The following is a 25,469-nucleotide window of genomic DNA, read 5'->3' on the forward strand; positions in this document are numbered from 1 at the left end:
AGACGGTCGCCGCCCCGGCGCTCAGTGGTGGTGGCGCCGACCGGCGGCGCGCGCGGCGCGCAGCTCGGCGATCGCGGCGGGCAGCGCCGCGGCCACGTCGGCGGCGGTGATGGGGCCGCCGCGCGGCGACTCGGCCTCGCCGGGAGCGGCGTCGCCGGAGGCGCGCCTCGCGGCGGCGTCGTGCAGCACGGCCGCGCTCGCGCCGATCGCCCCGAGGACCTCGGGGTCCTCGCGCACCACCGCGGCGTTGGCCGCGATCAGCGCGCCCAGGATGCCCGCCAGCACGTCCCCCGTGCCCGCCGTCGCGAGCCACGGGGTCGCGGGGCCGGAGAGCATCGTCTGTCCGCCCGGTGTCGCCGTCACCGTGGTCGAGCCCTTGAGCAGCACGGCGACTCCGAGACACTCAGCGAGGCGTGACGCGGCCGAGGCGAGGGCGTCGATGCGGGGAGGGCGGTCGCTTCCGCCCCTGCCCCGCGCCGGCCAGCCGCGCGGGCGCTCGCCGAGCCCCGCGGCCCGCCACAGGCGGAGGAACTCCCCACGGTGCGGGGTGAGGATCGCGGGGGCGCCGAGCCGCGCCGGCGCGTCGGAGCGCTCCGTCTCGCCGGACGGCGCCGTCTCCCCGGCAGCCGCGGGGGCGCCGTCGCTCGCGCCGCCCGGGGCCGCCCCGAGGGCCAGCTGGAGGGCACCGGCGTCGACGACCACGGGGGCCGGCCCCGCGAGCAGCGCGAGCAGGGCTTCCCGCTCCTCGTCGGAGCGGGCCTCGGGGTCGGTGCCCGAGCCGATGAGCCAGGCGTCGCAGCCGCCCGAGGGCCCGGATCCCTCGCCGAAGACCGTCTCGGGATGCGCCGCGAGCACCGCGGCGGCGGGTGACGGCAGGCCGAAGCGGTCCACCGAGGCATCGCGCGACGGCACGTAGCGCAGCATGCCGAGCCCGGTCCGCCATGCGGCCGAGACGCCCAGCACGGCGGCACCGGGATAGGCGACCGAGCCGGTGCGCACCCCGAGAACGCCGCGTCGGTACTTGTCGGAGACGGGCGACGGCGCCGGGATCCAGGCTGCGGCGTGCTCGGCGTACCAGTGCTGCTGCGCCGGAGCGCGTGCGGGATCCAGCGCGCCCTCCGCCGGGCCCGCGGCCCGACGCGCGCGACGCCCCGGCTGCGCCGTCATCGGGCGCCCGCCCAGGTGAGCGAGGCGTCGAGGAACTCCCGCGCCGAACGTTCGATCCGCTGCAGGGCCTCCTCCGTCGCCCGCCGCCGCTCGGCGGCGCCTCCGGAGTCGCTGAACGCGTCGAGGTACACCTTGAGCTTCGCCTCGGTGCCGCTGGGGCGGATCATGACGCGGCAGCCGTCGGCGAGGTCGTAGCGCAGCACGTTCGCGGGGACGGCGGCGAGGCCGGGGTCGAGGAGATCCGCCGCGGCGGAGACGGCGACTCCGCCGAACTCCTCCGGCGGTGTCCGCCGCAGCCGCTGCGACAGCGCCTCCGAGTCGGCCATGGAGTCGAGGCGCACCGTGATCTGGGCGCTCGCGAAGTGCCCGAAGCGCTCGCTCGCCTCGTCGAGGCGGTCCCAGACCGTCCGGCCCTCGGCGGCGAGCTCCCGAGTCAGCGCGATGGCGTCGGCCGCCGCCGAGATGCCGTCCTTGTCGTGCACGACCTCCGGGTGCGTGAGGTATCCGAGCGCCTCCTCGAACCCGAACACCAGGTTCGGCACGCGGGCGACCCACTTGAAGCCGGAGAGCGTCTCGGCGTAGTCGAGGCGGTAGGCGCGGGCGACGGCGCGCAGGGCCGGCGAGGAGACGATCGTGCAGGCGAGCGCGCCGGGGGAGCCGCCGCGCATCCGGGCGTGGCGCTCGGCGGCGCGCCAGCCGAGGAGCAGGCCGAGCTGGTTGCCGGTGAGCGCGCGATAGCCCTCCGGCGAGCCGGGGTGGGGGGCGGCCACGGCGAGCCGATCGGCGTCGGGATCGTTGGCGACGACGAGGTCGGCCCCGATCTCGCGGGCGGTGCGGAATGCGAGGTCGAGCGCTCCGGGCTCCTCGGGGTTCGGGAACGCGACCGTGGGGAAACCGCCGTCGGGGCGATCCTGCTCGGGCACGGCGACCACTCCGGGCAGACCGGCCGCCGCGAAGAGGCGCCTCGCGGGAGCCGAGCCCACCCCGTGCATCGCGGTGTACACGACCCTGAGCTCCGGCGACGCGGCGCGGGGCGCAGCCGCACCGGATGCCGGCGCAGCCGCGCCCGCGAGCAGCGCCGTCGCGGTCGCGTCGACGTAGGCCTCCAGCACGTCGTCTCCGGCGACGGCGTAGTCGGACGACCGGGGGAGCTCCGCGACGGGGCGATCCGCGGCGGATGCGATGCGCGCGGCGATCTCCCCGTCGATCGGGGGGACGATCTGGGCGCCGTCGTCGGCGTCTCCGAGGTACACCTTGTAGCCGTTGTCCCGCGGCGGATTGTGGCTCGCCGTGATCATCACGCCGGCCGAGACCCCGAGACGGCGGACGGCGAACGCCGTCACCGGAGTGGGCAGCGGCTCCGGGAGCAGCGTCACCGCGACTCCGGCCCCGGCCAGGATCTCGGCCGCGTCGCGGGCGAACACGTCGGAGTTGACCCTGCCGTCGTAGCCGATCACGGCCGAGGGCCGCTCGCTCGTCTCCCCGGCCGCGGCGCGCTCGCGGAGGAACGCGGCGAAGCCCGCGCTGGTCTGGGCCACCACGACGCGGTTCATGCGGCGCGGGCCGGGGCCGAGGCGGCCCCGCAGCCCCGCGGTGCCGAACGCGAGCCGTCCGCCGAACGCATCGGCCAGCTCGTCTCGGGCGGCGGCGTCGCCGGCCTCGGTGCGGCGCATCAGATCCTCGGCCTCGGCCCGGGTCTCGGGATCCGGATCCTGGTCGACCCACGCCCTGGCCAGTCTCACCAGCTGCTCGTCCGAATCCGCCATAGCCGTCCTCTCCTTCGGGCAGGCCCCCGCGGGTTCACGCTACCACCCGCGGAGCGCGGGCTCCTGGGCGACGGGTTGTGCCGGGAGAGGAGGAACTGTACAGTGAGCCTGACTTTACTGAACAGGGTGTTCAGTGCGGGAGGAATCGTGAGCGAGACCCTGAGCGGCGAGACCCTGAGCGGCGAAGCCTCGAGCAGCGAGACCCCGAGCGGCGAACGGCACCTCGGTCAGCGCGTGGCCGCCTTCCGCGAGCTGCGGGGCATGAGCCTGCGGGCGCTCGCCGCCGAGGCGGGTGTGAGCTCGAGCTTCCTCAGCCAGCTCGAGAACGGACGCACCAACGCGAGCGTCGGCTCGATGCGCAAGGTGGCCGCCGCCCTCGGCGTCTCCCCGGCCCAGCTGCTCGACGACTCGGCCGCCCACACGCGGGGCGTGCTCCGGGCCGAGCAGCGGCCCACGATCCAGCTCGACGGAGCCGAGAAGTTCGTGGTCTCGCTGCCGCCGCTGCGCAACCTCGAGGTGTACGCCGGCAGCTTCGCCCCCGGCGGCTCCACCGGCGAGGAGGCCTACACCCACGGCAACGCCCAGGAGATCCTCGTCGTCACGGGCGGGAGCATCGTGCTCCAGCTCGGGGACGAGCGGTACGCCATGCACGCCGGCGACTCGATCGAGTACCTGAGCTCGGCGCCCCACCGCGTCTCCAACGAGAGCGGGGCCGACGCCTCGGTGCTCTGGATCAACAGCCCGCCGACCCCCGACGAGACCCCGCACGCCCCCTGAGGACGCGGGCCCGACCACCCCGGCGCGACGCCGCCGCCCCGACCGACCGAAGCACCGAAGCCCGGAAGCACGAAGGAAGATACGAAATGATCAACGGCAACGTCTCCCACTGGTGGCAGCAGATCGGCTCGCCCGAGCCGCGGCCGGAGCTGCCCGGCAACCTCGCGGCCGACGTCGCGATCGTCGGGGCCGGCTACACCGGGCTGTGGACGGCGTACTACCTCAAGCGGGCGCGGCCCGAGCTCAGAGTGGTGGTCGTCGAGCAGCGGCACGTCGGCTACGGCGCGTCGGGGCGCAACGGGGGGTGGCTCACGAACGCCATCACCGGCGGGCGCGAGCAGTACGTGAAGACGCACGGGCGCGACGCCGCCGAGCGGTTCCAGCTGGCGATGAACGAGACCGTCGACGAGGTCATCCGCGTCGCCGACGCCGAGGGCATCGACGCCGACATCAAGAAGGGCGGCGAGTTCAACGTCGCCTACACCCCGGCTCAGGAGGCGAGGATCCGCGCCTTCGCGGCGTCCGAGCAGTCGTGGAAGCACACGGATCTGCAGCTCCTCGAGGCGCCCGAGGCGACGGCGAAGATCAACGTCGCCCGCACGCGCGCCGCAGTGTGGCACCCGCACTGCGCCAGGATCCAGCCCGCGAAGCTCGTCGCGGGGCTCGCCGCGGCCGCTGAGCGCGCCGGGGTGGAGATCTACGAGCGGACCCGCGCCGTCGAGATCGCCCCGCACCGCGTCCGCACCACGCACGGCACCGTCTCCGCCGAGTACGTCGTGCGCGCCACCGAGGGGTTCACGGCGAACCTCAAGGGCCTGCACCGGCTGTGGCTGCCGATGAACTCCTCGATGATCGCGACCGAGCCGCTGCCGGCGGAGGTCTGGGACGAGCTGCGGTGGAGCGAGGGGGAGACCCTCGGCGACTTCGCCCACGTCTACATGTACGCGCAGCGCACGGCCGACGATCGGATCGCCATCGGCGGGCGGGGCGTGCCCTACAAGTACGGATCCCGCACGGACCTCGACGGCGAGACCCCCGAGGTCACCGTCGACACGCTCAGCGAGATCCTGCACCGCTTCTTCCCGGCGACGCGCCACGCGGCGATCGACCACGTCTGGTCGGGGGTGCTCGGCGTGCCCCGCGACTGGGCGGCCACCGTCGGGCTCGACCGGGAGACCGGGATCGCCTGGGGCGGCGGCTACGTCGGCACCGGGGTCACCTCGACCAACCTGGCCGGCCGCACCATCGCCGACCTCATCCTCGGGAACGACACCGAGATCGCCTCGCTGCCGTGGGTGAACCACCGGGTGCGGAAGTGGGAGCCCGAACCGCTGCGCTGGATCGCGACCCAGGGCCTCTACGCGGCGTACGGCATCGCCGATCGCTCGGAGCTGGCGGGCCGGCAGAAGACCTCGCCGATCGCGCACGTCGCCGACGTCGTCACCGGCCGCGGCTGAGCGCGCCGCGCCGCCGCGCGGCGCCGCGGGCATCCGCCGCCGCGCGGAGGCGTCGGACCGCCGACCACCGAACACCGAACGACCGAAAGGACCGACTCATGGGCGAGACCTCTACCCACTCACTCCACGACACGCTCGCGGCCGATCTCGGCGCGCACGCGCCGAAGCCCACCGCCACCACCCCCGACCTGACCGAGGCGGCGCGCTCGGTGTGGTCGGACGACCGCATCGACACGGGGCTGTGGGAGTGCACCCCGGGGTCGTTCGCCGCGACGCGCGAGGGATACACCGAGATCTGCACGATCCTGGCCGGCCGGGTGACACTGGAGGTCGACGGCGCCGAGCCCGAGGAGTTCGGGCCCGGCGACGTGATGGTCACCCCCTCCGGCTGGAGGGGCACCTGGATCGTGCACGAGCCGCTGCGCAAGCACTACACGATCGTCAAGGACTGAGAACGGGCGCGAGGAGGACCGGAGATGGGTGAGCACGGAGGCGATCTGGCGATCGTCGGAGCGCGGCTGCGCACGAACGCGGAGGCCGACGCCGAGCGCGGAGGACTCTCGGAGTCGACCGCCGTGCTCGTGCGGGGCGGCAGGATCGAACGGCTCGGCGACGACGCGTCGGTGCGCGCGGAGGCCGAGGCCCTGGGCCTGCCCGTGCGCGATCTGAAGGGCGCCGTGGTCACCCCGGGCCTCTTCGACGGGCACACCCACCCCCACTGGGCAGCCGACGTGACGGCGGGGGTGGACCTCGGCGGTCTCGAGACCGTCGACGAGATCCGCGAGGCGCTCGCGCGCGAGGCCGCGCGTCTGCCGGAGGGCGCGTGGGTTCGCGGGTGGAACCTGGAGTACGAGCCGTTCGAGGAGACCGGCATGCGAGGCGATCTCCTCGAGGAGGCGGTGCAGGGCCGGCCGGCCGCGCTCATCTGCTACGACCTCCACACCGGCCTCGCGACCCGCGCGGCGCTCGATGCCGCGGGGGTCACCGGCGCTCGCCGCTTCGATGACACGAGCGAGATCGTGGTCGACGAGCGCGGCGTCCCCACGGGGGAGCTGCGCGAGCCCAGCGCCTACCAGCTGGTCTTCGACGCGGCGCCGGCACCCACGCACGAGGAGGAGCGGGACGCGCTGCGCGACATGTTCCGCCGACTCGCCGCCTCCGGCCTCACCGGCGGGGCCATCATGGACGGCAAGGAACGCACGGTCGAGCTGCTCGCCGAGCTGGAGGAGCGCGGCGAGCTCGACCACCGCCTCACGGTGCACCACTGGCACGCCGTCGGCGACGACGACTCCGCCGTGGAGCGCGTGATCCGGAACCGGGATCGGCGGGGCCGGCTGTGGGAGACCGGCGCGATCAAGCTGTTCAGCGACGGCGTGATCGACACGGGCACGGCCTGGCTGCACGAGCCCGACACCTGCGGCGACGGGAAGCACGCGTTCTGGCCCGACTGGGGCCGGTTCGGAGAGGTGGTGCGCGCCTATCACGACGCCGGCATGCTCATCGCCACCCACGCCGTCGGCGACTACGCGGTGAGCCGCGTGCTCGAGGTCTACGCGGCGCTGCCCGCTCGCGAGGGGCTGCCGTTCCACTCGATCGAGCACCTCGAGGTGCTCTCCGACGCCGACGTCGAGGCGCTGCGCGGCTCCGGCGTCACCGCCTCGATGCAGCCGCTGCACATGCAGTGGCGCACCGCGGATCACAGCGACAACTGGACGGTGCGCCTGGGCGAGGGCCGCGACGCGACCGGCTACCGGGTGCGCAGCGTGCTCGACGCCGGCGTGCCGCTCGTGCTCGGGTCCGACTGGCCCGTCGCGCAGTACGATCCGCGCCTCGGCATGGCCTGGGCCCGGGGCCGGCACACGCCCGGCGATCCCCAGGCCCCGGTCTTCGAGCCCGAGCAGCGGCTGACCGGCGAGGAGGCGCTGCTCGCGTACACCCTCTGGCCGGCCCTCGCCCGGGGCCACGAGGACCGGGGCGTGCTGCGGCCGGGCGCCGTCGCTGATCTCACGGTGTGGGCGCTCGACCCCGTGACCGCCGAGCCCGACGAGCTCCCCGGCGTCGACGTGACGCTCACCGTCGTCGACGGGAGGGTCGTCCACGAGGCATCGTGAACACCTGTCGGTTCTTGCTAGGCTGAGAGGGTAGGGGTTGAGACCACCTGCACGGCCTCGACGTCCGTGGGGAGACGGAGGAAGAGGCGGTGCGGCCCGATCGAACGGGTGAGGACTGTGCTTCCCGCGCTTCGTTTCCGTGCGCTTGACAGGCGACGCGTCCTCAGTGCTGCCTGGAACGGGGCGGGGGAGCAGCCGCCGGCGCTGACGCTCGTGCACGCACCCGCCGGATACGGGAAGACGGCGGCGCTCGTGCAGTGGCTCTCGTCGGAGGAGGCGCCGCCGGCCCGGCCGGCCTGGGTGCGGGCGCCGGAGCGACGGGACGCCGCGGGCGGTCTGTGGGAGCGCGTGCACGACGCCCTGATCGAGGCCGCAGGAGCGATCGACGAGAGATCGGCTCCGGCGGCCCGGAGCGACGTGGAGCGGCTCGTCTCCGGCCTGCGGGAGCCGGTCCTGCTGGTGATCGACGACTATCAGCACGCGACGGACGCGGAGACGGATCTCGCCGTGGCCGGTCTGCTCGAACTCAGCGGGCGCCTCTCGATCGTGGTCTCGTCCCGCCGCTTCGCTGCCATCGACGGGCCGCTCGTGACGAGCCGGATCCGGACCGGCACGGTCTCCGCGGCGCAGCTCCGGTTCACGGAGCAGGAGAGCCGGGATCTCGCGGCGCTCTACGGCATCGAGGATCTCGATCAGGCCTCCTCCGCGCAGCGGATGGCGGACGGCTGGCCCCTGGCGGTCCAGACGATGCTCGAGGCGCTGTCGGCGGGCGAGGGACGGGATCTTCCGACGAGGATCGCCCGCTTCGCCCGGGAGCACCTCGAGCTCCTGTCGGGCGACCCGGCGCGGAGGGCGTGGCTGCTCTCGGCCCTCTGCGAGGCCGTCGACGTCGACCTGGTGAGCGAGGTCGCCGAGGTGCGTCCGCGAGAGGGCGCCGCGATCATGCGCGAGCTCGAGGAGCTCGGCCTCGTCTCGCGACGGTGGTACCCCGAGGCGGTGCGCTTCGTGTGCCATCCCGGCCTCGTCGCCGCGCTCGCGCAGCGGGCGGAGCGCGAGTTCGGCCCGGATCGCATCCGCCAGATCAGACGATGGCACGCCCTCGGCCTGGGCCGGGACGAGCCCTACGAGGCCTTCAGGCTGCTCTGCGATCTGGGCGACTTCGTGAACGCCGAGCACACCCTCACCCGGCACTTCAGCGCGCTGGTCGGCCCGGAGCCGGGACTGTTGACCGCGCTGCGCCTGCTGCCGACGGAGGCGGTGAAGCCCCACCCCGTCATCATCGGCGCGCGCCTGCTCCTCGAGTCGACCGATCCGACGACCTCTCCGGAGAGCCTCGATCACTGGTACGAGCTGCTGCGCGAGGCCACCCGGCGACAGCTCTCCTCCGACGAGGAGACGGTGCGCATCGCGGCGCTCGCCCTCCTGACCGCCGCCGAGCGCATGCGGGGGGCCGGCGCGGAGTCCCTCCGCCTGGCCCGTGACCTCGAGCAGCGTCTCGGGGACGAGTTCGACCTGCAGCGCAACGCGGTGCGCTCGTCGCTGCCCCTCGTCCACGCGGTGATCGCGCTCTCCGGCGCCGTCAACGGCGACCTCGAACTCGCCCGCAGGAACTACACGCGGGTGATCCGGCTCGGCGAGGCGTGGAATGACCCCTCCGAGCAGATCCGCGGGTGGAACGGGCTCGCCCTCACGGAGGTGCTCGCCGGCGACATCCTGGCGGCGGAGCGCCACCTCGCGCGGGCGGATGCGCTCGGTGTGGAGAGCGGTCGGTCGGCGCCGCACCTGAGCGGATTGAACGGCACGGCCGCCCGGGCGCACATCGCCCACGAGCGGCAGGACGACCGGATGCTGCGGGAGCTGACCCAGCGCAGCGACGCGCTGGTGGGCCGCATGGAGATGTGGCCGCTCATCACGCTCGCGGAGGCCGAGATGGTGCGGGTCGAGCAGGGGGAGCAGCCCGCGCTGCAGCTCATCCGGCGCCGGATCGGGCAGAACGAGCGCGGCATGCGGGCGGTGCCCTACCTCCGGTACGCGCTCGCGGCGTACGCGGCGAGCCTCACCGTGTTCCTCGGCGACCTGGCCTCCGCCGAGCGGCAGCTCGAGCGCCTGCCCCCGTCGCACCCCGACGTGGTCGTGGCGTGGGCCCGGCTCCGCCTCTTCGCCGGCGACTCGGGGGAGGCGCGGCTGCTCGCCGCGGAGGTGGGCACGAAGACCCCCACCCCGCGGGCGGCGGCCGACGCCCTCTTCATCGAGGCGATCGCCGACTGGCAGCTCGGCCTGGAGGACGATGCGTTCCACGCGCTGCGGGCGGCGGCCGGGCGCATGAGCGCGCTGGGCGGGCGCTCGTACCTGACCGCCGTGCCGTACGCGGCGCTGCACGAGCTGGCGCTCGCCGCCCGCGAGGCCGGTATCGTGGACGTCGTCGACGTCGTGGAGCGCGTGCCCGAGGCCGAGCGGTGCGTCCAGTTCGAGCGGCTGAGCCCGGCGGAGCTGCGCACGCTCGAGGCGATCGGGGCGGGGATCACGCTCGAGCAGGCCGCCGAACGGCTCTTCCTCTCGCAGAACACGGTGAAGTTCCATCTGCGCAGCATCTACCGGAAGCTGCGGGTCTCGGGCCGGGAGGAGGCCATCTGGCGCGGGGTGCGCATGGGGATCATCTCCTCCCAGGCCCTGCAGGATCTGGAGCGGGGCATCGCCTCCTCGACCTCGAAGCGCGTGCGGCGGCGCACGGATTCCTGACGCCGAGGGGTGGGCGTAGGGGTGGGAAAGTGCTCAGGACACCCGGATGCGTCCCTCCCGCGAGCGAGAATTGATCCTGACCGGACGACGGGACTCCTCGCGTACCGGTGCGGTGGAACCCGGCTCGCACTTCTCCCCCTTGCTGCGGGTCGGGTCTCCGCCGGTTCGCCGGATCAACTCCCACTGATCCTCGCGTTCCAGGGCGGCGCTCGTCCGCCCGCCTGAGCGGCCCTCGCGGATTCTTCCCCCGATGCGAGGGCCGCAGCGGTTTCCGCTCAGGCCTCTCACGATGCGGCCCGGCGCCCGGGAGCGCCGCGCCCGTGCGATTCCGCCGCGTGGGGCCGGCAAAGCTCGATCGCCGAGCCGACGAACGCGAGCGACACTGCTTCCGACGCACTGCATACTCATTCCGTCGGCATGGGTGGTTCACAGGGTAGGAAACCCGGTTCCGGTTCGTCTCCCGTCGTGCCGAGTCGGCATCATGGGGTGTTGCAGGAGCCGTGCACGACGTCGGATGCTCAAGATCGAGAGCGTCGTCGGCGCTCGTCCCTGCCCGGAGACCGACGACCAGGGGAGCAGGGCGCATATGCAGGATCGGGGACACCGGACCGTGACGGGAGGCACCCGTGTCGGCCGAGGCCGTGGTCTCGTCGCGGCTCTGGCTCTGGGTCTCACGGTGCTCATCGGCGTCGTCATACCCCTGGGCGATGCCGCACCCTCCTTCGCCGAGGAGTCGGCGGGAGGCGGGCCCCGGACGGAGGCCGGGCCTCGGGCGGAGACCGAGCTCGAAACGGAAGCCCCGCCTGAAGCGGAGGCCGAGCCTCCGGCGGAAGACGCACCTCATGCGGAGGGCGCTCCTCCGGCGGACGATCCGCTCGCCGCCCCGAAGGCGGCCCCGATCAGGCCCCAGGTCGATCCCGGATTCTGCGACGCGAACGCGCAGCACTACTACTCGCTCCGCTCGAGCGCGGGAGCGGGAAGCGTCGGCCGCGCGATCGTCAACCGCCACGAGGTGACGGGCAACGGCACGGGCATCCTGCCGGCCGCGCCGGAGCAGCTGAACTTCGACCTCGTACCGGTCACGACGGCCCCGAACGGCTGGAACGTCCACCAGGCGGGATCGGTCGGCGTCAACGGCCTCGGTGTGGGGTCGAACGGTTACGCCTACTTCACCAATCAGTACGAGATCTACCAGGGCGCCGCGAACAACGACAGTTCGAGGAACCGGCAGAAGCTGGTCGACGTGTGGCGGGTCGACCTGTCGGCGGGCGCGTCCGTGCCCACCCGGGTGGCGCAGCACGTCCCGATCAGCTCGTACCGGGCGACGGGCGGCAACACCAGCACCCCGAGGGGCTCGACCCAGCTGTGGAACACCTACATCTCGGGCGGCGCCGTCTCGCCGAGCGGCGAGTTCACCTTCAGCTACTACGAGGTCATCGGCAGCGGCACCGCGCAGGCCGCCCGCGTGCACGTGTACCGGCTGTCGGGCGGCACCGCGTCGAAGGTCGCGATGGCCGACACCCCGGCGGGCACGTACCCGGGCAGGGACAGCGGGGACATCGCCTTCAACGGACGGGGCGACCTCTTCTTCGTCATCGCCTCCGACACGAGGGCCAGGCAGGGCATCATTCCCGCGCAGATGCTCCGAGCCGCGGACCCCGACGTCCCGCTGACCGGCTTCTCCCTGTCGGACGAGCTCGTCTACACCAGCACCGGAGCGGGGACCCCGCCGGGCGGCATCGCCTTCGTCCGGGGCGGTAACGCGATGTGGCAGGCCGACAGCCGGCACACACTGCGGAACCCGGCCACACTCGCCCCGGGAGCCTCCCACGATTTCGCTCTCAGCAACCAGCGCGATCTCGGCTCGTGCATCAGGCCGAGCAGCCTGGTGTTGCAGAAGGACGTGCGGGGACGCTTCGCGCCGAGCGATCAGTTCACCCTGACCGCGGGCGTCGGCAGCGCGCGCACGAGCCTGACGACGACCGGCGGCAACGACGGGCTGCAGGGCGAGCGCGTCGCACTGACGGTGCTCGCGGGCGACACCGTCAACTTCGGCGAGACCGCAGCGGCGGGAGCCGACCTGCAGAACTACGTCACGAGCCACGAGTGCCGCAACATGGGGACCGGGGGCGCGGGCACACTGCTGGTCGAAGGCTCGGGCGGCTCGGGCGCCGTGCAGATCCCGAGCGGCGTGAACGTCGACATCGTGTGCACGATCACGAACGAGGCGAGGAGGCCGGCCCTCGACGTGCGGAAGACCTCCGATCCCCCGTCGTTCACGACCGTGGACGCCGGGAGCACGATCAGGTACACGCTGAGGTTCGACAACCGCCGCGGCACGGCTCCCGCGCCCGTCGACCACGTCGACCACCTCCGGGATGTGCTCGACGACGCGGACCTCGACGCGGGCAGCATCCGCTACGGGGACGGTGGCGGACCCGCCGCGTCCACCGCTCCGCTGGATCCGGGCGTCACGGCGGGTGCGCCGGACGCGCAGCAGCGCGTGGAGATCACCGGCACCGTGCCGGCAGGGCGCGTCCGCACGGTCGAGTTCACCGTGACGGTGAAGGAGAACAGCGTCGATGCCGTCGAGCGGCAGGAGACCGACGCGCCCCTCGCGGGCTATCGACTGCGCAACTACCTGACGCCCCGGGGCGAGGAGCCGCCGGAGGAGTGCCTGGCCGTGGTCCCGCTCTCTGCCGGGACCGCGGAGGTCGACTGCACCGATCACCCGGTCCGCGCGTGGACGGTGCGGAAGGACTCGCAGCCGCCCGACGGCGCGATGCTCCACACGGGCGGCAACGTCTATTACCGCGTGACCGTGAGCAACCTCAGCCGCGAGGACTTCCGGGGCATCACGATCGAGGACGACCTCACCGAGACGCTCGCCGCGACGACCTGGGCGACGAGCTTCCCGAATCTCGTCCCGGTGCCGCACGGCATCAGCTTCTACGACGAGCAGGATCAGCTCATCCCCGAGCTCACGCTCCCGGCCTCGCACGTGCCGAAGCCGTCCTACGCCGACGGCAGGTGGAGCCTGAAGACCCTGCCCTTCGACCTGCCCGCGGACGCACGGAAGGCGGTCGTCGGCTACGTCGTGGAGGTCGGGTACCGTGCCGACACGAGCGATGCCGCCCGGCCGGCCCAGGACGGCTCCGGCGGAGACGTCGCCGCAGTGCCGAACGCAACCTGGGTGAACACCGTCCAGGCGACCGCGGCGACGGTCGAGGGGTCGGACGCCCCCGTCTGGCCCAACCGCTGCGCCGCGAACAGCGAGGACGGTGCGGGCGTTCCCGCGGGCGACGTCTCGGGATACTACGACTGCAAGACCTGGCACACGCTCGGCGAGAGCTACTTCCACATCCAGAAGAACAGCACTGAGCAGAACGCAGCCGGAACCTCGGTCGAGTGGAACGTGGCCGGCGTCGACTTCGTGCTCGCAGACACGCGGCCGGAGGCCGAGAACGGCGTCTAGTCGAGGTGGCTCTGCCGCGCGAGCAACGGCGCGCCGGCGTTCGACCCTCCCGGTGCGGGAACGGGCGCGCTGCAGATCGGCGCCGACTCGCAGGCCCACGCGGACATCACGGCGTGGAACGCCGCACAGGCGCAGCTGCCCGCGGAGCAGCGCGACCCCGCCTACCCGCGACCCCTGTGCGGGCTGTTCTACGAGCTCGTCGACGACAGCGGGGGGCAGCCCGCGGGGACCTGGCGCGCACAGGACCTGCGCGGCGGCGATGCGGGGGTGGAGGACTGGCGCAACGCCAGCGTCGACGGACACGGCACCTACTGGCTCCAGGAGACCCGGGCCCCGGAGGGGCACCAGCTGCTCGCGAAGCCGATGCGGTTCTGGGTCGCACCCGACAGCCCGACACCGGATGGGGTGGGGCCGGGGGATCCGGCTCTCTACGACTACCAGGGCAGGCTCTCCTTCCCCGTCGTCGGAGACGGCGAGAGCTCCGCGCCGGGCCAGGGGCTCGGCGGCACCGAGATCCGAGGGGTCTGCGAGGATCCCGGTCGGCTTCCGGCCGATGGTCAGCCCTCCTGCGTGATGCCCACCGGGTGGCTCATGCAGATCTACGACGCCAAGCTGCTGCCCCTGCCGTTCTCGGGCGCGGCTCCCACGCGGATGCTGCTCGCCGGGGGCGGGCTCCTCCTGCTCGCCGGCCTGGTCGGCGTCTGGTGGCTGCGACGCCGGCGCGCGAGTGCGGACACCGGCGCGGCCCCGGCCTCCTGATCCCATCGATTTCACCGATTCACCGAAACCCGCAGTCAGAAAGGACATCATGAGTCTGCAGAAGAAGGGGCGAGGCCTGCTCGCCGGTATCGGCGCGGCGGCGACCGCCGTGCTCCTCGCGCTGGGCGGCGGAGCGGCGGCGCAGGCCGCCCCGATCATCCCGCCGTCGTTCGAGCACGGAAACCTCCACATCCACAAGTTCGAGCAGCCGGCAGCTCCGGGCCAGCCGGCCGACGGGCTTCCCCGCGACACCGCGGGGCTCACGCCCATCGGGGAGGTCACCTTCACGGTGCAGCGGATCAAGCACGTCGATCTCTCGACGAACGCCGGCTGGGTCGCGGCGGCCGGCATCTCCTACGACGCGGCGACCGGCACGATCTCCGGCGAGGGCAGCGACGGCCAGCCGGCCGTCATCGGCGACGTCGACCCCGCGAACGGCACGCAGACCACCGACGCGGCGGGCGACGCGACCTTCAGCGGCCTTCCGATCGGCCTCTACCTCGTCACCGAGACCGCGGCTCCGGCGGGTGTGACGCCGTCCGCGCCGTTCCTCGTCACCGTTCCGCTGACGAACCCCGAGACCCGCACGGACTGGATGCAGGACGTGCACGTCTACCCGAAGAACTCGACGAGCACCGCGACGAAGACCGTGGACGACGCGGCCGCCGTCAAGGTCGGCGACGACATCGCGTGGACTATCCGCGGCGACATCCCGAAGACCGCCGACCCGGCCTACGACTCCGCCGCGCCGATCGGCGCGGGCAACCAGCCCTTCCTCGCGCCGAGCGGCTACCGGGTCTCCGACACGCTCGACCAGCGCCTCGCCTACGTCTCCGCCGAGGTCACGCTGACGGAGGGCGGCGGCGCGCTGGTGCCCGCCGACTACACCGTCGTCGTCCCCTCGGCCGAGAACGGCAACACCTTCTCGGTCACCTTCACCGCAGCCGGCCTCGCCAAGCTCGGCGCCGCAGCCGGTGTCGCCGGCTCGCAGGTGCAGGTGGTGCTCACCACGACGGTGACGTCACTCGGTGACGGCACCGTCGGCGACGGCGTCATCACGAACCGCGCCGTCGTCTTCCCGAACCGGCCCTCGATCGAGGGCGACCCCGGCAACCCGCCGACCGAGACCCCCGAGGTCGAGAGCCGCTGGGGCGACATCCTCATCCACAAGGTCGATGCGCGGAACCGCACCGTCGCCCTCCCCGGCGCCGAGTTCCAGGTGTTCGCGTCGAAGGAGGATGCCGACCGGCTCGCGAACCCCATCTCCGTGAACGGGACGACGACCTTCACCACCGGCGACGACGGCACGGTGCGGATCTCCGGCCTGCGCTACAGCGACTTCGTCGACGGCGCGCAGCTCGCCGACGACCAGGATCCGAAGTGGCGCTACTACTGGGTCGTGGAGACCCGTGCCCCCGAGGTCGACGGGCAGAGGTACGAACTGCTCGCCGAGCCGGTGCGGGTGACGGTCGACGCGGCGCAGCAGGTGATCTCGGGCGACGTGGAGAACCCGGCAGCGGGCGAGACGGTCATCGAGAACGTGCCGCACAACGCCGGGTTCGAGCTGCCGCTCACCGGCGCGGCCGGCACCTGGATGTTCACGATCGGCGGCCTCCTGGTGCTGGGCGGCGGGCTCGCGCTCGCGCTGCGCCGACGGAAGACCGGCGCGTAGGCATCGCAGCGGAGCGGTGCACGGACGCCGAGGCGAGCACCCGCCCGGCGACCGTGCACCGCTCCGCCCGGTGCACGGACGCGGCCGACCGCGGTGACGCGATCGAACGCGGCGGGAGCACGAAGAGCGGGGGAGGGATGCGCGTGGCGAAGGCGAGCGGTGGAGGAAGCAGGGGACAGGCCGTCCTCGTGCAGCTGCTGGTGATGGCCGGCCTCGCCATCCTGCTCTACCCGGCGGCCGCGAACTGGTTCTCGGCGCGCAACCACAACAACGAGATCGCGGGCTACACCCAGGGCGTCGCCGACCTTCCCGAGGCGGAGCGCCAGCGCGAGCTGCGGCTCGCCGAGGACTACAACGCCCGGATGCCGCAGGGTCCGCTGCGCGATCCCTACAGCTCCGCCCCCGCCACCGAGACCGAGGAATCCGCGGCCTACGCGTCCTACGAACGGCTGCTGGGGGTCAGCGACAGCGGCGTCATCGGGAGCCTCAGCTATCCCGAGGTCGGGATCACGCTCCCGGTCTACCATGGCACGTCCGACGAGGTCATCTCGAAGGGAGCCGGTCATCTCTACGGCTCGTCACTGCCGGTTGGGGGACCCTCGACACACTCGGTGCTGACCGCGCACTCGGGGCTCGCGAGCGCGAAGCTCTTCACCGACCTGCACCGCTCGGAGACCGGGCAGCTCTTCTCGGTCGAGGTCCTCGGCGAGAAGCACTACTACCGGGTCGACAGCATCGTCACGGTGCGGCCGGAGGACACCCGATCGCTGCGCATCGTTGCCGGAGAGGACTACGTCACGCTCATCACGTGCACGCCGATCGGCGTCAACAGCCACCGGCTCCTCGTCCGGGGCGTGCGCGTGCCGCCGCCCGAATCCGGGCGCGAGCAGCTGCGCGGGGACGAGGTCTCAGCGGGCTTCCCCTGGTGGGCCCTCGCCCTCGTCGGCGGCTCGGCCGCATCGGGCGTCGTCCTCTTCCGGCCGCGCCGGCGGGGCCGGACGGACGTCGTCCCGGCCGCTTGAGGGTCGGGATCAGCCCAGTCGCGGGACGATCCGGGAGAGCATCTCACCGAGGCGCGCCTCGGCGGACCGGCCGGCCTCGAGCACCTCGGCGTGGCTCAGGGGCCCGTCCCCGGTGCCGGCGGCGGGGTTCGTGACGAGGGACAGGCCGAGCACCTCCATGCCGGCCTCGCGCGCGGCGATGGCCTCGAGCGCGGTGGACATGCCCACGATCTGCCCGCCGATGCGCTGCAGGTAGCGGACCTCGGCCGGGGTCTCGTAGTGCGGGCCGGGCAGCTGCACGTACACGCCCTCCCGCAGACCGGGCTCGGCCGTGCGGGCGATGCTCCGCAGCCGCTCGGAGTAGAGATCGGTGAGGTCGACGAAGTTCGCGCCCTCGAGCGGGGAGACCGCCGTCAGGTTGATGTGGTCCTCGATCAGCACGGCCTCCCCCGCGGCGAGCGCGGGATCGAGGCCGCCGGCCCCGTTCGTCAGCACCATGACGCGCGCTCCCGCCGCGGCGGCCGCCCGCACCCCGTGCACGACGGCGCGCACGCCGTGGCCCTCGTACAGGTGCGTGCGTGCCCCGATCACGAGGGCGTGCCTGCCGTCGTGGAGCCGGATCGAGGTCAGGGTGCCGGGGTGCCCCGCGACGGCGGGGGCGCGGAAGCCGGGGAGCCGCTCGGCGGGGATGCGTGCGACCGTCTCGCCGATGAGCTCCCCGGCGCGCCCCCATCCGCTGCCGAGAGTGAGCGCGATGTCGTGCCGCTCGACCCCCGTCAGCTCGACGATGGCGCGGGCGGCGTCCCGCGCTCGGGCTCGGGGGTCGGCGGCACTCATGCGACCAGCCTAGGCTCATCCGATCCGAGCAGTCGCTCCAGGAGCACGGCGAGCGCCCGGTTGACGCGATCGTCGCTCCAGACCACCGGGTCCTCGACGTTCTTCACGTGGAATCCGCGCGCGTAGAGGTAGAGGATGTCGGCGATCTCCGCGGCGTGCTCCAGGTCGGCCTCGCGCGCGGCCCGCTCGAACTCGGTGAAGGTGCGGTCGGTGATGTCGGCGATGACCGCGGTCTCGGGGCCCGAGCCGGCGAGCACCTCGATCCAGAGGCCGCGGAGCGCCGTGTCGTGCTCGTCGGTGGTGCACATCCACCGGGCGAGTTCGACGAGCCTCGTGCGGCCGGCCCTGCCCTCGATCGCCTGACTGCGAGCCTCGACCCACAGGTGCCGGGCGTGGTCGAGCGCGTTGAACATCAGCTGGGCCCGGCTCGGAACGTAGTTCGTGACGAATGCCGTCGACCGCCCGAGCTCCTCCGCCACCGCCCGGATCGTCACGGCGTTCGCCCCGCATCTCTCCGCGATCCTGAGCGTCGCCTTGGCGATCTCCCGGCGCCTGCCCGTTTCGTCGACTGGTCGAGGCATCCCACTCCCGTTCGTCTGATCGAGTTTCCATCACGATGCCGGAAAGGGTATTGACCGGATCCGTTTCCAATAGCGTATGGTATAAAAACGGTGTTTTAAAACGCTGTTTTTAGTTCTCATCGAGAAAGGTCGAAGACAATGAGGTCGAAGACAACGCGCATCCTTCGGACCGGGGCGCTCGTGGCCGGAGGGGCGCTCCTGCTCTCGGCGTGCGGCGGGGGCGGCTCCGAGGAGGGCGGCAGTGGCGGAGACGGCTCCCTGACGTTCGTGACCTTCGGCAGCGCCTTCCAGGAGGCGCAGGAGGTGGCGTTCGTCGACCCGTTCTCCGAGGAGACCGGCGCCGACATCACCGTCGACTCGCCCACGGATCTCTCGAAGCTGAAGGTCATGGTGGAGACGGGGGACCCCGAGTGGGACGTCTACCTCGCCGGTTCCGCGGAGTCGTTCGCCTACTGCGGGACCCTCTTCGAGGAGCTCGACTTCTCGGGCATCGAGCGGGACGACTTCGCCGAGGGGACGATCAGCGACTGCGGCATCCCGGTGGACACCTACTCCTACGTCGTGGCCTACAACACCGAGACCTACGGCGACACCCCGCCCACGAGCCTCGAGGACTTCTTCGATCTCGAGAAGTACCCCGGCACCCGGGCCATGTCCGGGGATCCCGCGGAGGGCAACCTCGAGCTGGCGCTCATGGCCGACGGCGTCGACAGCTCCGAGCTCTACCCGATCGACTACGACCGGGCGTTCGCGAAGCTCGACGAGATCAAGGCCGAGACCGTGTTCTGGAGCTCGGGCGCCGAGCAGGTGGAGATGATGGAGTCGAAGCGCGCCGACATGGTGCTCGCCTGGTCGGGGCGCGGGTTCGAGGCCGTGGAGAACGGAGCGCCCTACGCGCCGATGTGGGATCGCAACGCCTACCACTGGGCCTCCCTCGCCATCGTCAAGGGCAGCGCCAACACGGACCTGGCGCAGCAGTTCATCGACTTCTCGGTGTCGCCCGAGCCGCAGGCCGCGTTCGCCGAGAGCATCGCCTACGGCGCGGCGAACCTGCGGGCGACGCCGGAGCTCAACCCCGAAGCCGCCGAGTGGGACTCCGGGGCCGAGGATCACCGCGACCAGTCGTGGTCGATCGATCCCGAGTGGTGGGGCGAGAACGCCGAGGAGGTTCTGAGCCGCTGGACGAGCTGGACGGCCGGGTGATCCCGTGAGCGCAACGGGAACGGCGCCGCGCGGGGCGGAACTCCTCTTCGTGGGCGGACGGATATTCGGCGAGGGCGACGGCGAGACGCCCGTCGAGGCGATGCGGGTCCTGAACGGCCGCGTGGAATCGCTCGGCGAGGCCGGCCGGCTCCGCGAGGAGTGCGGCCCTGGGGCGGAGGAGATCGACCTGGGCGGCGGGGTCGTGCTGCCCGGATTCATCGACGCCCACACGCACGTCGAGTTCTCCGCGATGGCCCGCTACGACTGGGTCGACGTCCGCGGGGACTCCCCCGAGCGGATCTGCGAGCGCCTCCGCGCGGAGGTCGATCGGGTCGCCGATTCCGAGCGGTGGGTCGTGGCGCAGGGCACCTTCCTGCAGGCGCTTCCCGATCGAGAGGCGCTCGACCGCGTCTCGGCGACCGTCCCCCTCCTGGTGCGGGAGAGCATGCACCGGCTGCAGGCGAACACGGAGGCGCTGCGGAGGGCGGGGTTCCTCGACCGCGCGCCGACCACGGCGCCGGGGGTCGTCGTGCACGTCGACGAGCGGCGTCGCCCGACCGGGCTCGTCGAGGAGGGCTTCCACCTGTTCCCCGTGCCCGGCCCGGGGCCGGAGCGCCTCGAATCGTTCCTCGAGCGCGAACTGCGGGAGTCGTTCGCGAGGCACGGCGTGACGACCGTGTACGAGATCCCCGCGACCGCGGCGGGGGTCGACGCGTACGCCGCCCTCGCCGGGAGGAGGGCCCTGCCCGTCAGGATCACCCTCACGCCGGTCGTCGCCCCCGGCCTCAATCCGCTGCTCGGCGCGGTCTCCGAGTGGCGGGAGTGGGCCGGGCGGTTCCCGGGAGGGCCGGGCCTGCCCCTGCTCTCGGCCGGAGGGATCAAGATATTCGTGGACGGCGACAACGAGCAGGCCTTCGACACGACCACCTTCGAGCGGAGCCCCCGGGGCTGGGGAGCGGTCACGCGCACCCTCGCCCAACTGCGGGACGAGCTCGCCTGGGCCGCTGAGAACGACGTGCAGGTGTGGGTGCACGCGATCGGCGACCTCGCCCAGGATCTCGTGCTCGAAGCGGTCGAGCAGGCGCGCGAGCGCGTGGGGCCGCCGGCCCTCCCGACCCGCCTCGAGCACGCGGCGAACCTGCAGCTGACCCCGCGACTCGTCGATCGGATGGCGGCGCTCGACGTCGTCCCCGTGCCGACCGCGAACTTCATGGCGACCGACGACGGCAGCGGCCTCTACGCCTACCGCACGCTCTCGGAGGCGGGATTCCGGCCGCCGGGCAACTCGGACACCGGCGGGGCGATCGCGGAGGCTCCGAACCCGTGGTTCGGCATCGCCCACATGATGGACCGTCGCAACGCGCGAGGGGTGCCGGTCGCTCCGCAGGAGCGCGTGCCGGCTCTCGAGGGCGTGCGCGGGTACACGCGCTACGCGGCGGCCGTCGCGGGGCTCGAAGGGGAGATGGGGAGGCTGGCGCCGGGCTGCTCGGCGGATTTCGCCGTCTACGAGCAGGACCCGCGGGCGCTGGACGCGGAGCGCATGCGCGCGGTCGAGGCGGAGCAGACGTTCGTGGAGGGGAGGCGCACATGGCGCAGGGAACGGTGAACCCGGGGACCACGACGGGCATCATGACGGTGCTGAACGCGCCGGCGCGGCAGCAGCGTCTCGGCGCGTGGCTGCTCATCGCGCCGGCCGTGGCGCTGGTGCTCGTGTTCTTCGCCTACCCGCTCGTCTCGCTCATCGCCAGGAGCTTCCTCGAGCCGACCCCGGGGTTCGGCCAGTACGTCGAGGTGCTGAGCGACGCGACGAGCCTCAAGATCCTCGGCCGGACCTTCGCGGTCGCCGCCCAGGTCACCGCCGTGACGCTGATCCTCGGCTACCCCTACGCCTACCTCATGACGCTCGTCGGGCGGCGCGTGCGCACCGTCCTCATGTTCCTGGTGCTGCTGCCCTTCTGGTCGAGCCTCATGGCGCGTACCTTCGCGTGGATCGCGCTCTTCCATCCCGAGGGCGTGATCGTCGCCGCGCTCCGCGCGGTCGGCCTCGGCGACGTGAAGCTGCTGGGCACGCAGCTCGGCGTGACGATCGCCATGGTGCAGGTGCTGCTCCCGTTCATGGTGCTGCCGCTCTACAGCACGATGAGCGGCATCGACCGGCGCCTCCTCGACGCGGCTCGCTCGCTCGGCGCCTCCCGGCTGCGGGCATTCACGAGGATCTACCTCCCGCTCTCCCTGCCCGGCGTGTTCGCCGGTTCGGTGCTGCTGTTTATCATGAGCCTCGGCTTCTGGGTGACCCCGCGGCTCATCGGCTCGCCGCAGGAGTCGCTCATCGGCCAGCTCATCGAGACGCGGGTGGGCAAGCTGCTCGACTTCGCGGGAGCCGGGGCGATATCGACCGTGCTGCTCGTGGTGACCCTCGTGCTGCTGATCAGCTTCTCCGGAGCGGTCAGACGGTCGTCCGGCGCGCTGACGGGAGGTTCCCGATGAGCGCCGCCGAGACGCGCCCGGGCATCGCGCTGCGGCTCTGGGCCGTGCTCGTCGGGATCGTGCTGTTCGCGCCGCTCGCGGTCGTCGTGCCGCTCTCCCTGACCGAGAAGCGGAGCTTCAAGTTCCCGCCGGACGGGTTCTCGACGAGATGGTACGGCTCCTTCTTCACGGACGAGGCGTGGCTTCGCGCGCTCGGCAACTCGCTCTGGATCGGCCTGGTCGTGGCACTCGTGTGCTGCGTCCTCGGCACGCTCGCCGCGCTCGGCATCCAGCGGCTGCCGGCGAGGGTCTCCGGCGTCGTCCAGGGGCTCCTCCTCGCTCCGCTCATCATCCCGGGCATCGTGTCGGCGGTGGCGATCTACTCCGTGTTCCTCAAGTGGAAGCTCAGCGGCAACCCGCTCGGGTTCATCCTCGCCCACGCGGTGCTCGCGATCCCCTTCGTGGTGGTGACGGTCAACGCGAGCCTCGCCGGCTACGATCGCACGCTGGATCGGGCGGCCGCGAGTCTCGGCGCGGGGCCGCTGCGCATCTTCGCGCGAGTCACCCTGCCGATCATCGCGCCGGGAGTGGGGGCGGGAGCGCTCTTCGCCTTCGTCACCTCGTTCGACGAGGTGGTCGCGGCGATGTTCCTGCAGTCCCCGAAGATCCGGACCCTGCCCGTCGAGATGTTCGTGAGCGTCACGAACGAGGTGGACCCGACGATCGCCGTGGTCTCCACCCTCATCCTCGCGGTCACCAGCGCCGTCGTGCTGGTGCCCGCGCTCACCCGTTCGCAGTCGAGGTGAAAGGCCCGCAATGACCGACAGTACGAAGAAGGGCGCCGGCGGCGTCGAGCTGGTGCGCGTCTCCAAGACGTTCCCCTCCGGAGCCGTGGGGATCGCGGACGTCAGCCTCTCCATCGAGCCCGGGGAGTTCGTGACGTTCCTCGGTCCCTCGGGATCCGGCAAGACGACCACGCTGAACGCGATCGCGGGGTTCGTCGCGCCCACCTCGGGCGCCGTGATCATCGACGGCCGCGACGTGACCCGGCTGGCCCCGAACCGGCGAGACCTCGGGATGGTCTTCCAGAACTACGCGCTCTTCCCGCACATGACTGTCTCGGAGAACGTCGCATTCGGCTTGCACAAGCGCGGCTTCGACCGGGCGACCGTCCGGTCGAAGGTGGCGGAGGCCCTCGAGATGGTGCGGCTCGGGGAATACGGGACGCGTCGCCCGAAGGAGCTCTCGGGCGGGCAGCAGCAGCGTGTGGCGCTGGCGCGCGCGCTCGTCTACCGGCCGCCGATCCTGCTGATGGACGAGCCGCTCGGAGCGCTCGACAAGCAGCTCAGGGATCAGATGCAGGTCGAGATCGCGCGACTGCACCGCGATCTCGGCACCACCTTCCTGTTCGTGACGCACGATCAGGGGGAGGCGCTCGCCCTCTCGGACCGCATCGCCCTGTTCCACGACGGCGGCGTCGTGCAGGTGGGACCGCCGCAGGACATCTACGAGCGCCCGCGCTCGCGCTTCGCGGCCGAGTTCCTCGGCGAGTCGACGAGTTTCACCGGAACGCTCGAGGGCGAGGGCGTGCTGGTGTGGCAGGGGCGACGCCTGCACGGCTTCAGCGTCGAGCCGATCGGCCCGGGGCACGAGGCGACGATGGTGGTGCGGCCCGAGCACCTGCGCATCGTCCCCCGCGGCGAGCCCTCCTCGACCGAGGAGAACGCGGTCGGCGGCCGCGTCGCCGAGCTCGCCTACCTCGGGTCGCACCGCCGCATCGGCGTGAGCCTCGAGGACGGGACCCGGGCGGTGCTCGAGGAGCGCATCGACGAGGCCGCGGGCGTGGGCTATGGCGACGAGGTCGAGCTCCGGTGGCGACCCCGGAACGCCGTGCTGGTGACGGGGGACGCGTCGTGACGCGGCGGCTCTTCTCCGGAGGGGAGATCGTCACGCTCACGGCCGAGTCGGGGGACGCCGTCCTCGTCGAGCACGGCCGGATCCTCGCGGTCGGCGAGCGCGAGCGCCTGCTCGGCGGACCCGCCGGACCGGCCGGATCCGCCGGTGATGTTGAGGAGATCGACCTGGGCGGCGCCGCGCTGATCCCGGGGTTCGTGGACGGGCACGCCCACCTCGAGCTCAGCTGCATCACGCAGGAGCAGCACCTGCAGCTGCACGCGCCCCCCGTCGCCTCCCTCACGGAGATCCTCGACGCCGTCGCGCGGCGCCGCGCCGAGCAGGGTCGCGGCTGGATCGTGGTGCGGAGCTCCTTCGCGCTCGACCGGCGCGTGGCCGAGGGGCGGCTTCTCGAGCGGGAGGAGCTCGACCGGGCGAGCCCGGGCGAGCCGGTCGCGGTGCTCGCCGGGCTGCACGTCGCCTCGCTGAACACCGCGGCGATGAGGCTGCTCGGCCTCGACGACGAGGCGAGCCACGCCTCGGGCATGACGGTGCACCGCCGGGCGGACGGGAGCCCGAGCGGCGTCTTCACCGAGATCTGGGACCTCCTGCCCACCGCCACCGTCGAGGAGTCGAGGTCGGCCCTCGAGCGGCACGCCCGGCGCCTCTTCGGCGCGCACGGGATCACGAGCCTCAGTACGATCTCGACGTCCGCCTCGGACGTGCGGGCGCTGCAGGAGCTCGCCGAGGCGGGGACGCTTCCCTTCCGCGTGCGGTTCCACCCCCATGTCCCGCGCTTCGGGAGCATGGAGGAGGTGCTCTCGCTCGGCATCGCCTCGGGCTTCGGCGACGACATGCTGAGGTTCGGCGGCGTCAAGATCTTCGTGGACGGCGAGGGCGGCGACGGTCTGGGGCGATCCTTCGACGATCTGAAGTGGACGCAGGAGGAACTCGACGACGTGGTCGGGCGGGCCACCGTCGCGGGCGTGCAGCTCTTCATGCACGCCGTCACCGAGACCGGCATCCTGGCCGCGATCGCGGCCGTGAGGAGGCAGGACGGCGCCGACCTCGCCCGCCTCCCGGCGCCGCACCGCATCGAGCACTCGGGCGACTACGTCCCCGTCGAGCGGATCGGGGAGCTCGCGGCCTCGGGCGTCGGCGTGGTGACCACCCCGCACTTCGTGAGCTCGGATGTCGTCGAGCGCGACTTCCAGCCGCTTCGCCGGCTCGTCGACGCGGGGATCCGGATCATCGGCGCCACCGACACGACCGGGACGGTGCCCGAGGGGGCCTCGCCGCTCGCCAACATCGCCTCCATGGTGAACCGCGTCGACGACCTCGGCGGGCCGTCTCCCCACCGGCTGTCGGCGGAGGAGGCGCTGCGCGCCTTCACCGACTGGTCGGCGCGCGGGCAGGGCGAGGGCGGGGTGAAGGGCGTGCTCCGCCGGGGAGCGCACGCCGACTTCGCGATCCTGTCCGAGAACCCGCTCAGCGCGCCGCCCGAGCGCCTCGCCGGAATCGAGGTGCTCGGGACGGTCGTGGGCGGCGATCCCGCGTGAGCCGGG

The 25,469-nt window shown here is 72.7% G+C and carries 19 protein-coding genes; 15 read left to right on the forward strand and 4 right to left on the reverse strand.

From position 1 onward, the window contains the following. Positions 1 to 21 precede the first annotated feature (21 nt). Both JD276_RS13860 and JD276_RS13865 read right to left on the reverse strand, forming a co-directional pair. Entirely contained in the window at positions 22 to 1,167 is a 1,146-nt protein-coding gene (locus JD276_RS13860; RefSeq protein WP_200116256.1) for an ADP-dependent NAD(P)H-hydrate dehydratase, read from the reverse strand. Then, complete coding sequence (locus JD276_RS13865) at positions 1,164 to 2,933, reverse strand: phospho-sugar mutase (protein WP_200116257.1); 1,770 nt, start codon at positions 2,931 to 2,933, stop codon at positions 1,164 to 1,166. The genes JD276_RS13860 and JD276_RS13865 overlap by 4 nt, the downstream gene beginning before the upstream one ends. A 147-nt stretch (positions 2,934 to 3,080) precedes the next feature. On the opposite strand from JD276_RS13865, the gene JD276_RS13870 reads away from it, so the two are divergent. The 9 genes from JD276_RS13870 to JD276_RS13910 all read left to right on the forward strand — a co-directional run bounded on the left by JD276_RS13870 (position 3,081) and on the right by JD276_RS13910 (position 16,945). Further along, positions 3,081 to 3,710: a helix-turn-helix domain-containing protein gene (locus tag JD276_RS13870; RefSeq protein ID WP_307866584.1), complete on the forward strand. Its 630-nt coding sequence runs from the start codon at positions 3,081 to 3,083 to the stop codon at positions 3,708 to 3,710. 86 nt (positions 3,711 to 3,796) lie between these two features. Beyond that, positions 3,797 to 5,167 (forward strand): NAD(P)/FAD-dependent oxidoreductase, encoded by a 1,371-nt coding sequence (locus JD276_RS13875; RefSeq protein WP_200116258.1) that lies wholly within the window; start codon positions 3,797 to 3,799, stop codon positions 5,165 to 5,167. A gap of 98 nt (positions 5,168 to 5,265) precedes the next feature. Further along, the gene (locus JD276_RS13880) at positions 5,266 to 5,619 is read left to right on the forward strand and encodes a cupin domain-containing protein (protein WP_200116259.1); all 354 of its coding nucleotides are present in this window, start codon (positions 5,266 to 5,268) and stop codon (positions 5,617 to 5,619) included. Positions 5,620 to 5,643: 24 nt separating this feature from the next. Then, a complete protein-coding gene (locus tag JD276_RS13885) occupies positions 5,644 to 7,278 on the forward strand; it encodes an amidohydrolase (RefSeq protein WP_200116260.1) in 1,635 nt (544 codons plus the stop codon). A gap of 213 nt (positions 7,279 to 7,491) precedes the next feature. Beyond that, positions 7,492 to 10,017 carry a LuxR C-terminal-related transcriptional regulator gene (locus tag JD276_RS16380; protein ID WP_200116261.1) on the forward strand — a complete coding sequence of 842 codons (2,526 nt, stop codon included), beginning with the start codon at positions 7,492 to 7,494 and terminating at the stop codon, positions 10,015 to 10,017. Between the two features lie 514 nt (positions 10,018 to 10,531). Next, positions 10,532 to 13,492, forward strand: coding sequence for a DUF7927 domain-containing protein (locus tag JD276_RS13895; protein WP_200116262.1), 2,961 nt, complete (start codon positions 10,532 to 10,534; stop codon positions 13,490 to 13,492). A 267-nt stretch (positions 13,493 to 13,759) separates the two neighbouring features. After that, positions 13,760 to 14,251, forward strand: coding sequence for a prealbumin-like fold domain-containing protein (locus tag JD276_RS13900; protein WP_200116263.1), 492 nt, complete (start codon positions 13,760 to 13,762; stop codon positions 14,249 to 14,251). 49 nt (positions 14,252 to 14,300) lie between these two features. Next, complete coding sequence (locus JD276_RS13905) at positions 14,301 to 15,923, forward strand: SpaH/EbpB family LPXTG-anchored major pilin (RefSeq protein ID WP_200116264.1); 1,623 nt, start codon at positions 14,301 to 14,303, stop codon at positions 15,921 to 15,923. Between the two features lie 143 nt (positions 15,924 to 16,066). Beyond that, a complete protein-coding gene (locus JD276_RS13910) occupies positions 16,067 to 16,945 on the forward strand; it encodes a class C sortase (protein WP_307866587.1) in 879 nt (292 codons plus the stop codon). 9 nt (positions 16,946 to 16,954) lie between these two features. Here JD276_RS13910 and JD276_RS13915 read toward each other — a convergent pair whose 3' ends face one another. Together JD276_RS13915 and JD276_RS13920 are read right to left on the reverse strand one after the other, a co-directional pair. Continuing rightward, positions 16,955 to 17,761, reverse strand: a complete 807-nt coding sequence (locus JD276_RS13915) for a purine-nucleoside phosphorylase (protein WP_200116265.1) — start codon at positions 17,759 to 17,761, stop codon at positions 16,955 to 16,957. Further along, positions 17,758 to 18,342 carry a TetR/AcrR family transcriptional regulator gene (locus JD276_RS13920; protein ID WP_200116266.1) on the reverse strand — a complete coding sequence of 195 codons (585 nt, stop codon included), beginning with the start codon at positions 18,340 to 18,342 and terminating at the stop codon, positions 17,758 to 17,760. The genes JD276_RS13915 and JD276_RS13920 overlap by 4 nt, the downstream gene beginning before the upstream one ends. A gap of 138 nt (positions 18,343 to 18,480) precedes the next feature. On the opposite strand from JD276_RS13920, the gene JD276_RS13925 reads away from it, so the two are divergent. From JD276_RS13925 to JD276_RS13950, 6 genes are read left to right on the forward strand one after another with little or no spacing between them, the layout of a single operon-like run. Further along, entirely contained in the window at positions 18,481 to 19,545 is a 1,065-nt protein-coding gene (locus JD276_RS13925; RefSeq protein ID WP_200116267.1) for an ABC transporter substrate-binding protein, read from the forward strand. 4 nt (positions 19,546 to 19,549) lie between these two features. After that, complete coding sequence (locus tag JD276_RS13930) at positions 19,550 to 21,151, forward strand: amidohydrolase (RefSeq protein ID WP_200116268.1); 1,602 nt, start codon at positions 19,550 to 19,552, stop codon at positions 21,149 to 21,151. After that, on the forward strand, positions 21,133 to 22,032 hold the full coding sequence (locus JD276_RS13935; protein WP_233615739.1) for an ABC transporter permease: 900 nt from the start codon (positions 21,133 to 21,135) through the stop codon (positions 22,030 to 22,032). The genes JD276_RS13930 and JD276_RS13935 overlap by 19 nt, the downstream gene beginning before the upstream one ends. Next, a complete protein-coding gene (locus JD276_RS13940; protein ID WP_200116269.1) occupies positions 22,029 to 22,817 on the forward strand; it encodes an ABC transporter permease in 789 nt (262 codons plus the stop codon). Before JD276_RS13935 ends, JD276_RS13940 begins: the two co-directional genes overlap by 4 nt. Before the next feature lie 10 nt (positions 22,818 to 22,827). Further along, positions 22,828 to 23,928: an ABC transporter ATP-binding protein gene (locus JD276_RS13945; RefSeq protein WP_200116270.1), complete on the forward strand. Its 1,101-nt coding sequence runs from the start codon at positions 22,828 to 22,830 to the stop codon at positions 23,926 to 23,928. Then, entirely contained in the window at positions 23,925 to 25,463 is a 1,539-nt protein-coding gene (locus tag JD276_RS13950) for an amidohydrolase (protein ID WP_200116271.1), read from the forward strand. The genes JD276_RS13945 and JD276_RS13950 overlap by 4 nt, the downstream gene beginning before the upstream one ends. Positions 25,464 to 25,469: the final 6 nt, after the last annotated feature.

This window comes from Leucobacter chromiisoli, assembly GCF_016522505.1.
In the GTDB taxonomy this organism is placed as follows: domain Bacteria; phylum Actinomycetota; class Actinomycetes; order Actinomycetales; family Microbacteriaceae; genus Leucobacter; species Leucobacter chromiisoli.

What these genes read in the sequence shown, in the direction of transcription:
- JD276_RS13945 (WP_200116270.1), top strand. Translation starts at nt 22,828, where the DNA reads ATGACCGACAGTACGAAGAAGGGCGCCGGCGGCGTCGAGCTGGTGCGC.
- JD276_RS13895 (WP_200116262.1), top strand. Translation starts at nt 10,532, where the DNA reads ATGCTCAAGATCGAGAGCGTCGTCGGCGCTCGTCCCTGCCCGGAGACC.
- JD276_RS13935 (WP_233615739.1), top strand. Translation starts at nt 21,133, where the DNA reads ATGGCGCAGGGAACGGTGAACCCGGGGACCACGACGGGCATCATGACG.
- JD276_RS13905 (WP_200116264.1), top strand. Translation starts at nt 14,301, where the DNA reads ATGAGTCTGCAGAAGAAGGGGCGAGGCCTGCTCGCCGGTATCGGCGCG.
- JD276_RS13915 (WP_200116265.1), bottom strand. Translation starts at nt 17,761, where the DNA reads ATGAGTGCCGCCGACCCCCGAGCCCGAGCGCGGGACGCCGCCCGCGCC.
- JD276_RS13920 (WP_200116266.1), bottom strand. Translation starts at nt 18,342, where the DNA reads ATGCCTCGACCAGTCGACGAAACGGGCAGGCGCCGGGAGATCGCCAAG.
- JD276_RS13925 (WP_200116267.1), top strand. Translation starts at nt 18,481, where the DNA reads ATGAGGTCGAAGACAACGCGCATCCTTCGGACCGGGGCGCTCGTGGCC.
- JD276_RS13885 (WP_200116260.1), top strand. Translation starts at nt 5,644, where the DNA reads ATGGGTGAGCACGGAGGCGATCTGGCGATCGTCGGAGCGCGGCTGCGC.
- JD276_RS13880 (WP_200116259.1), top strand. Translation starts at nt 5,266, where the DNA reads ATGGGCGAGACCTCTACCCACTCACTCCACGACACGCTCGCGGCCGAT.
- JD276_RS13865 (WP_200116257.1), bottom strand. Translation starts at nt 2,933, where the DNA reads ATGGCGGATTCGGACGAGCAGCTGGTGAGACTGGCCAGGGCGTGGGTC.
- JD276_RS13875 (WP_200116258.1), top strand. Translation starts at nt 3,797, where the DNA reads ATGATCAACGGCAACGTCTCCCACTGGTGGCAGCAGATCGGCTCGCCC.
- JD276_RS13940 (WP_200116269.1), top strand. Translation starts at nt 22,029, where the DNA reads ATGAGCGCCGCCGAGACGCGCCCGGGCATCGCGCTGCGGCTCTGGGCC.
- JD276_RS13860 (WP_200116256.1), bottom strand. Translation starts at nt 1,167, where the DNA reads ATGACGGCGCAGCCGGGGCGTCGCGCGCGTCGGGCCGCGGGCCCGGCG.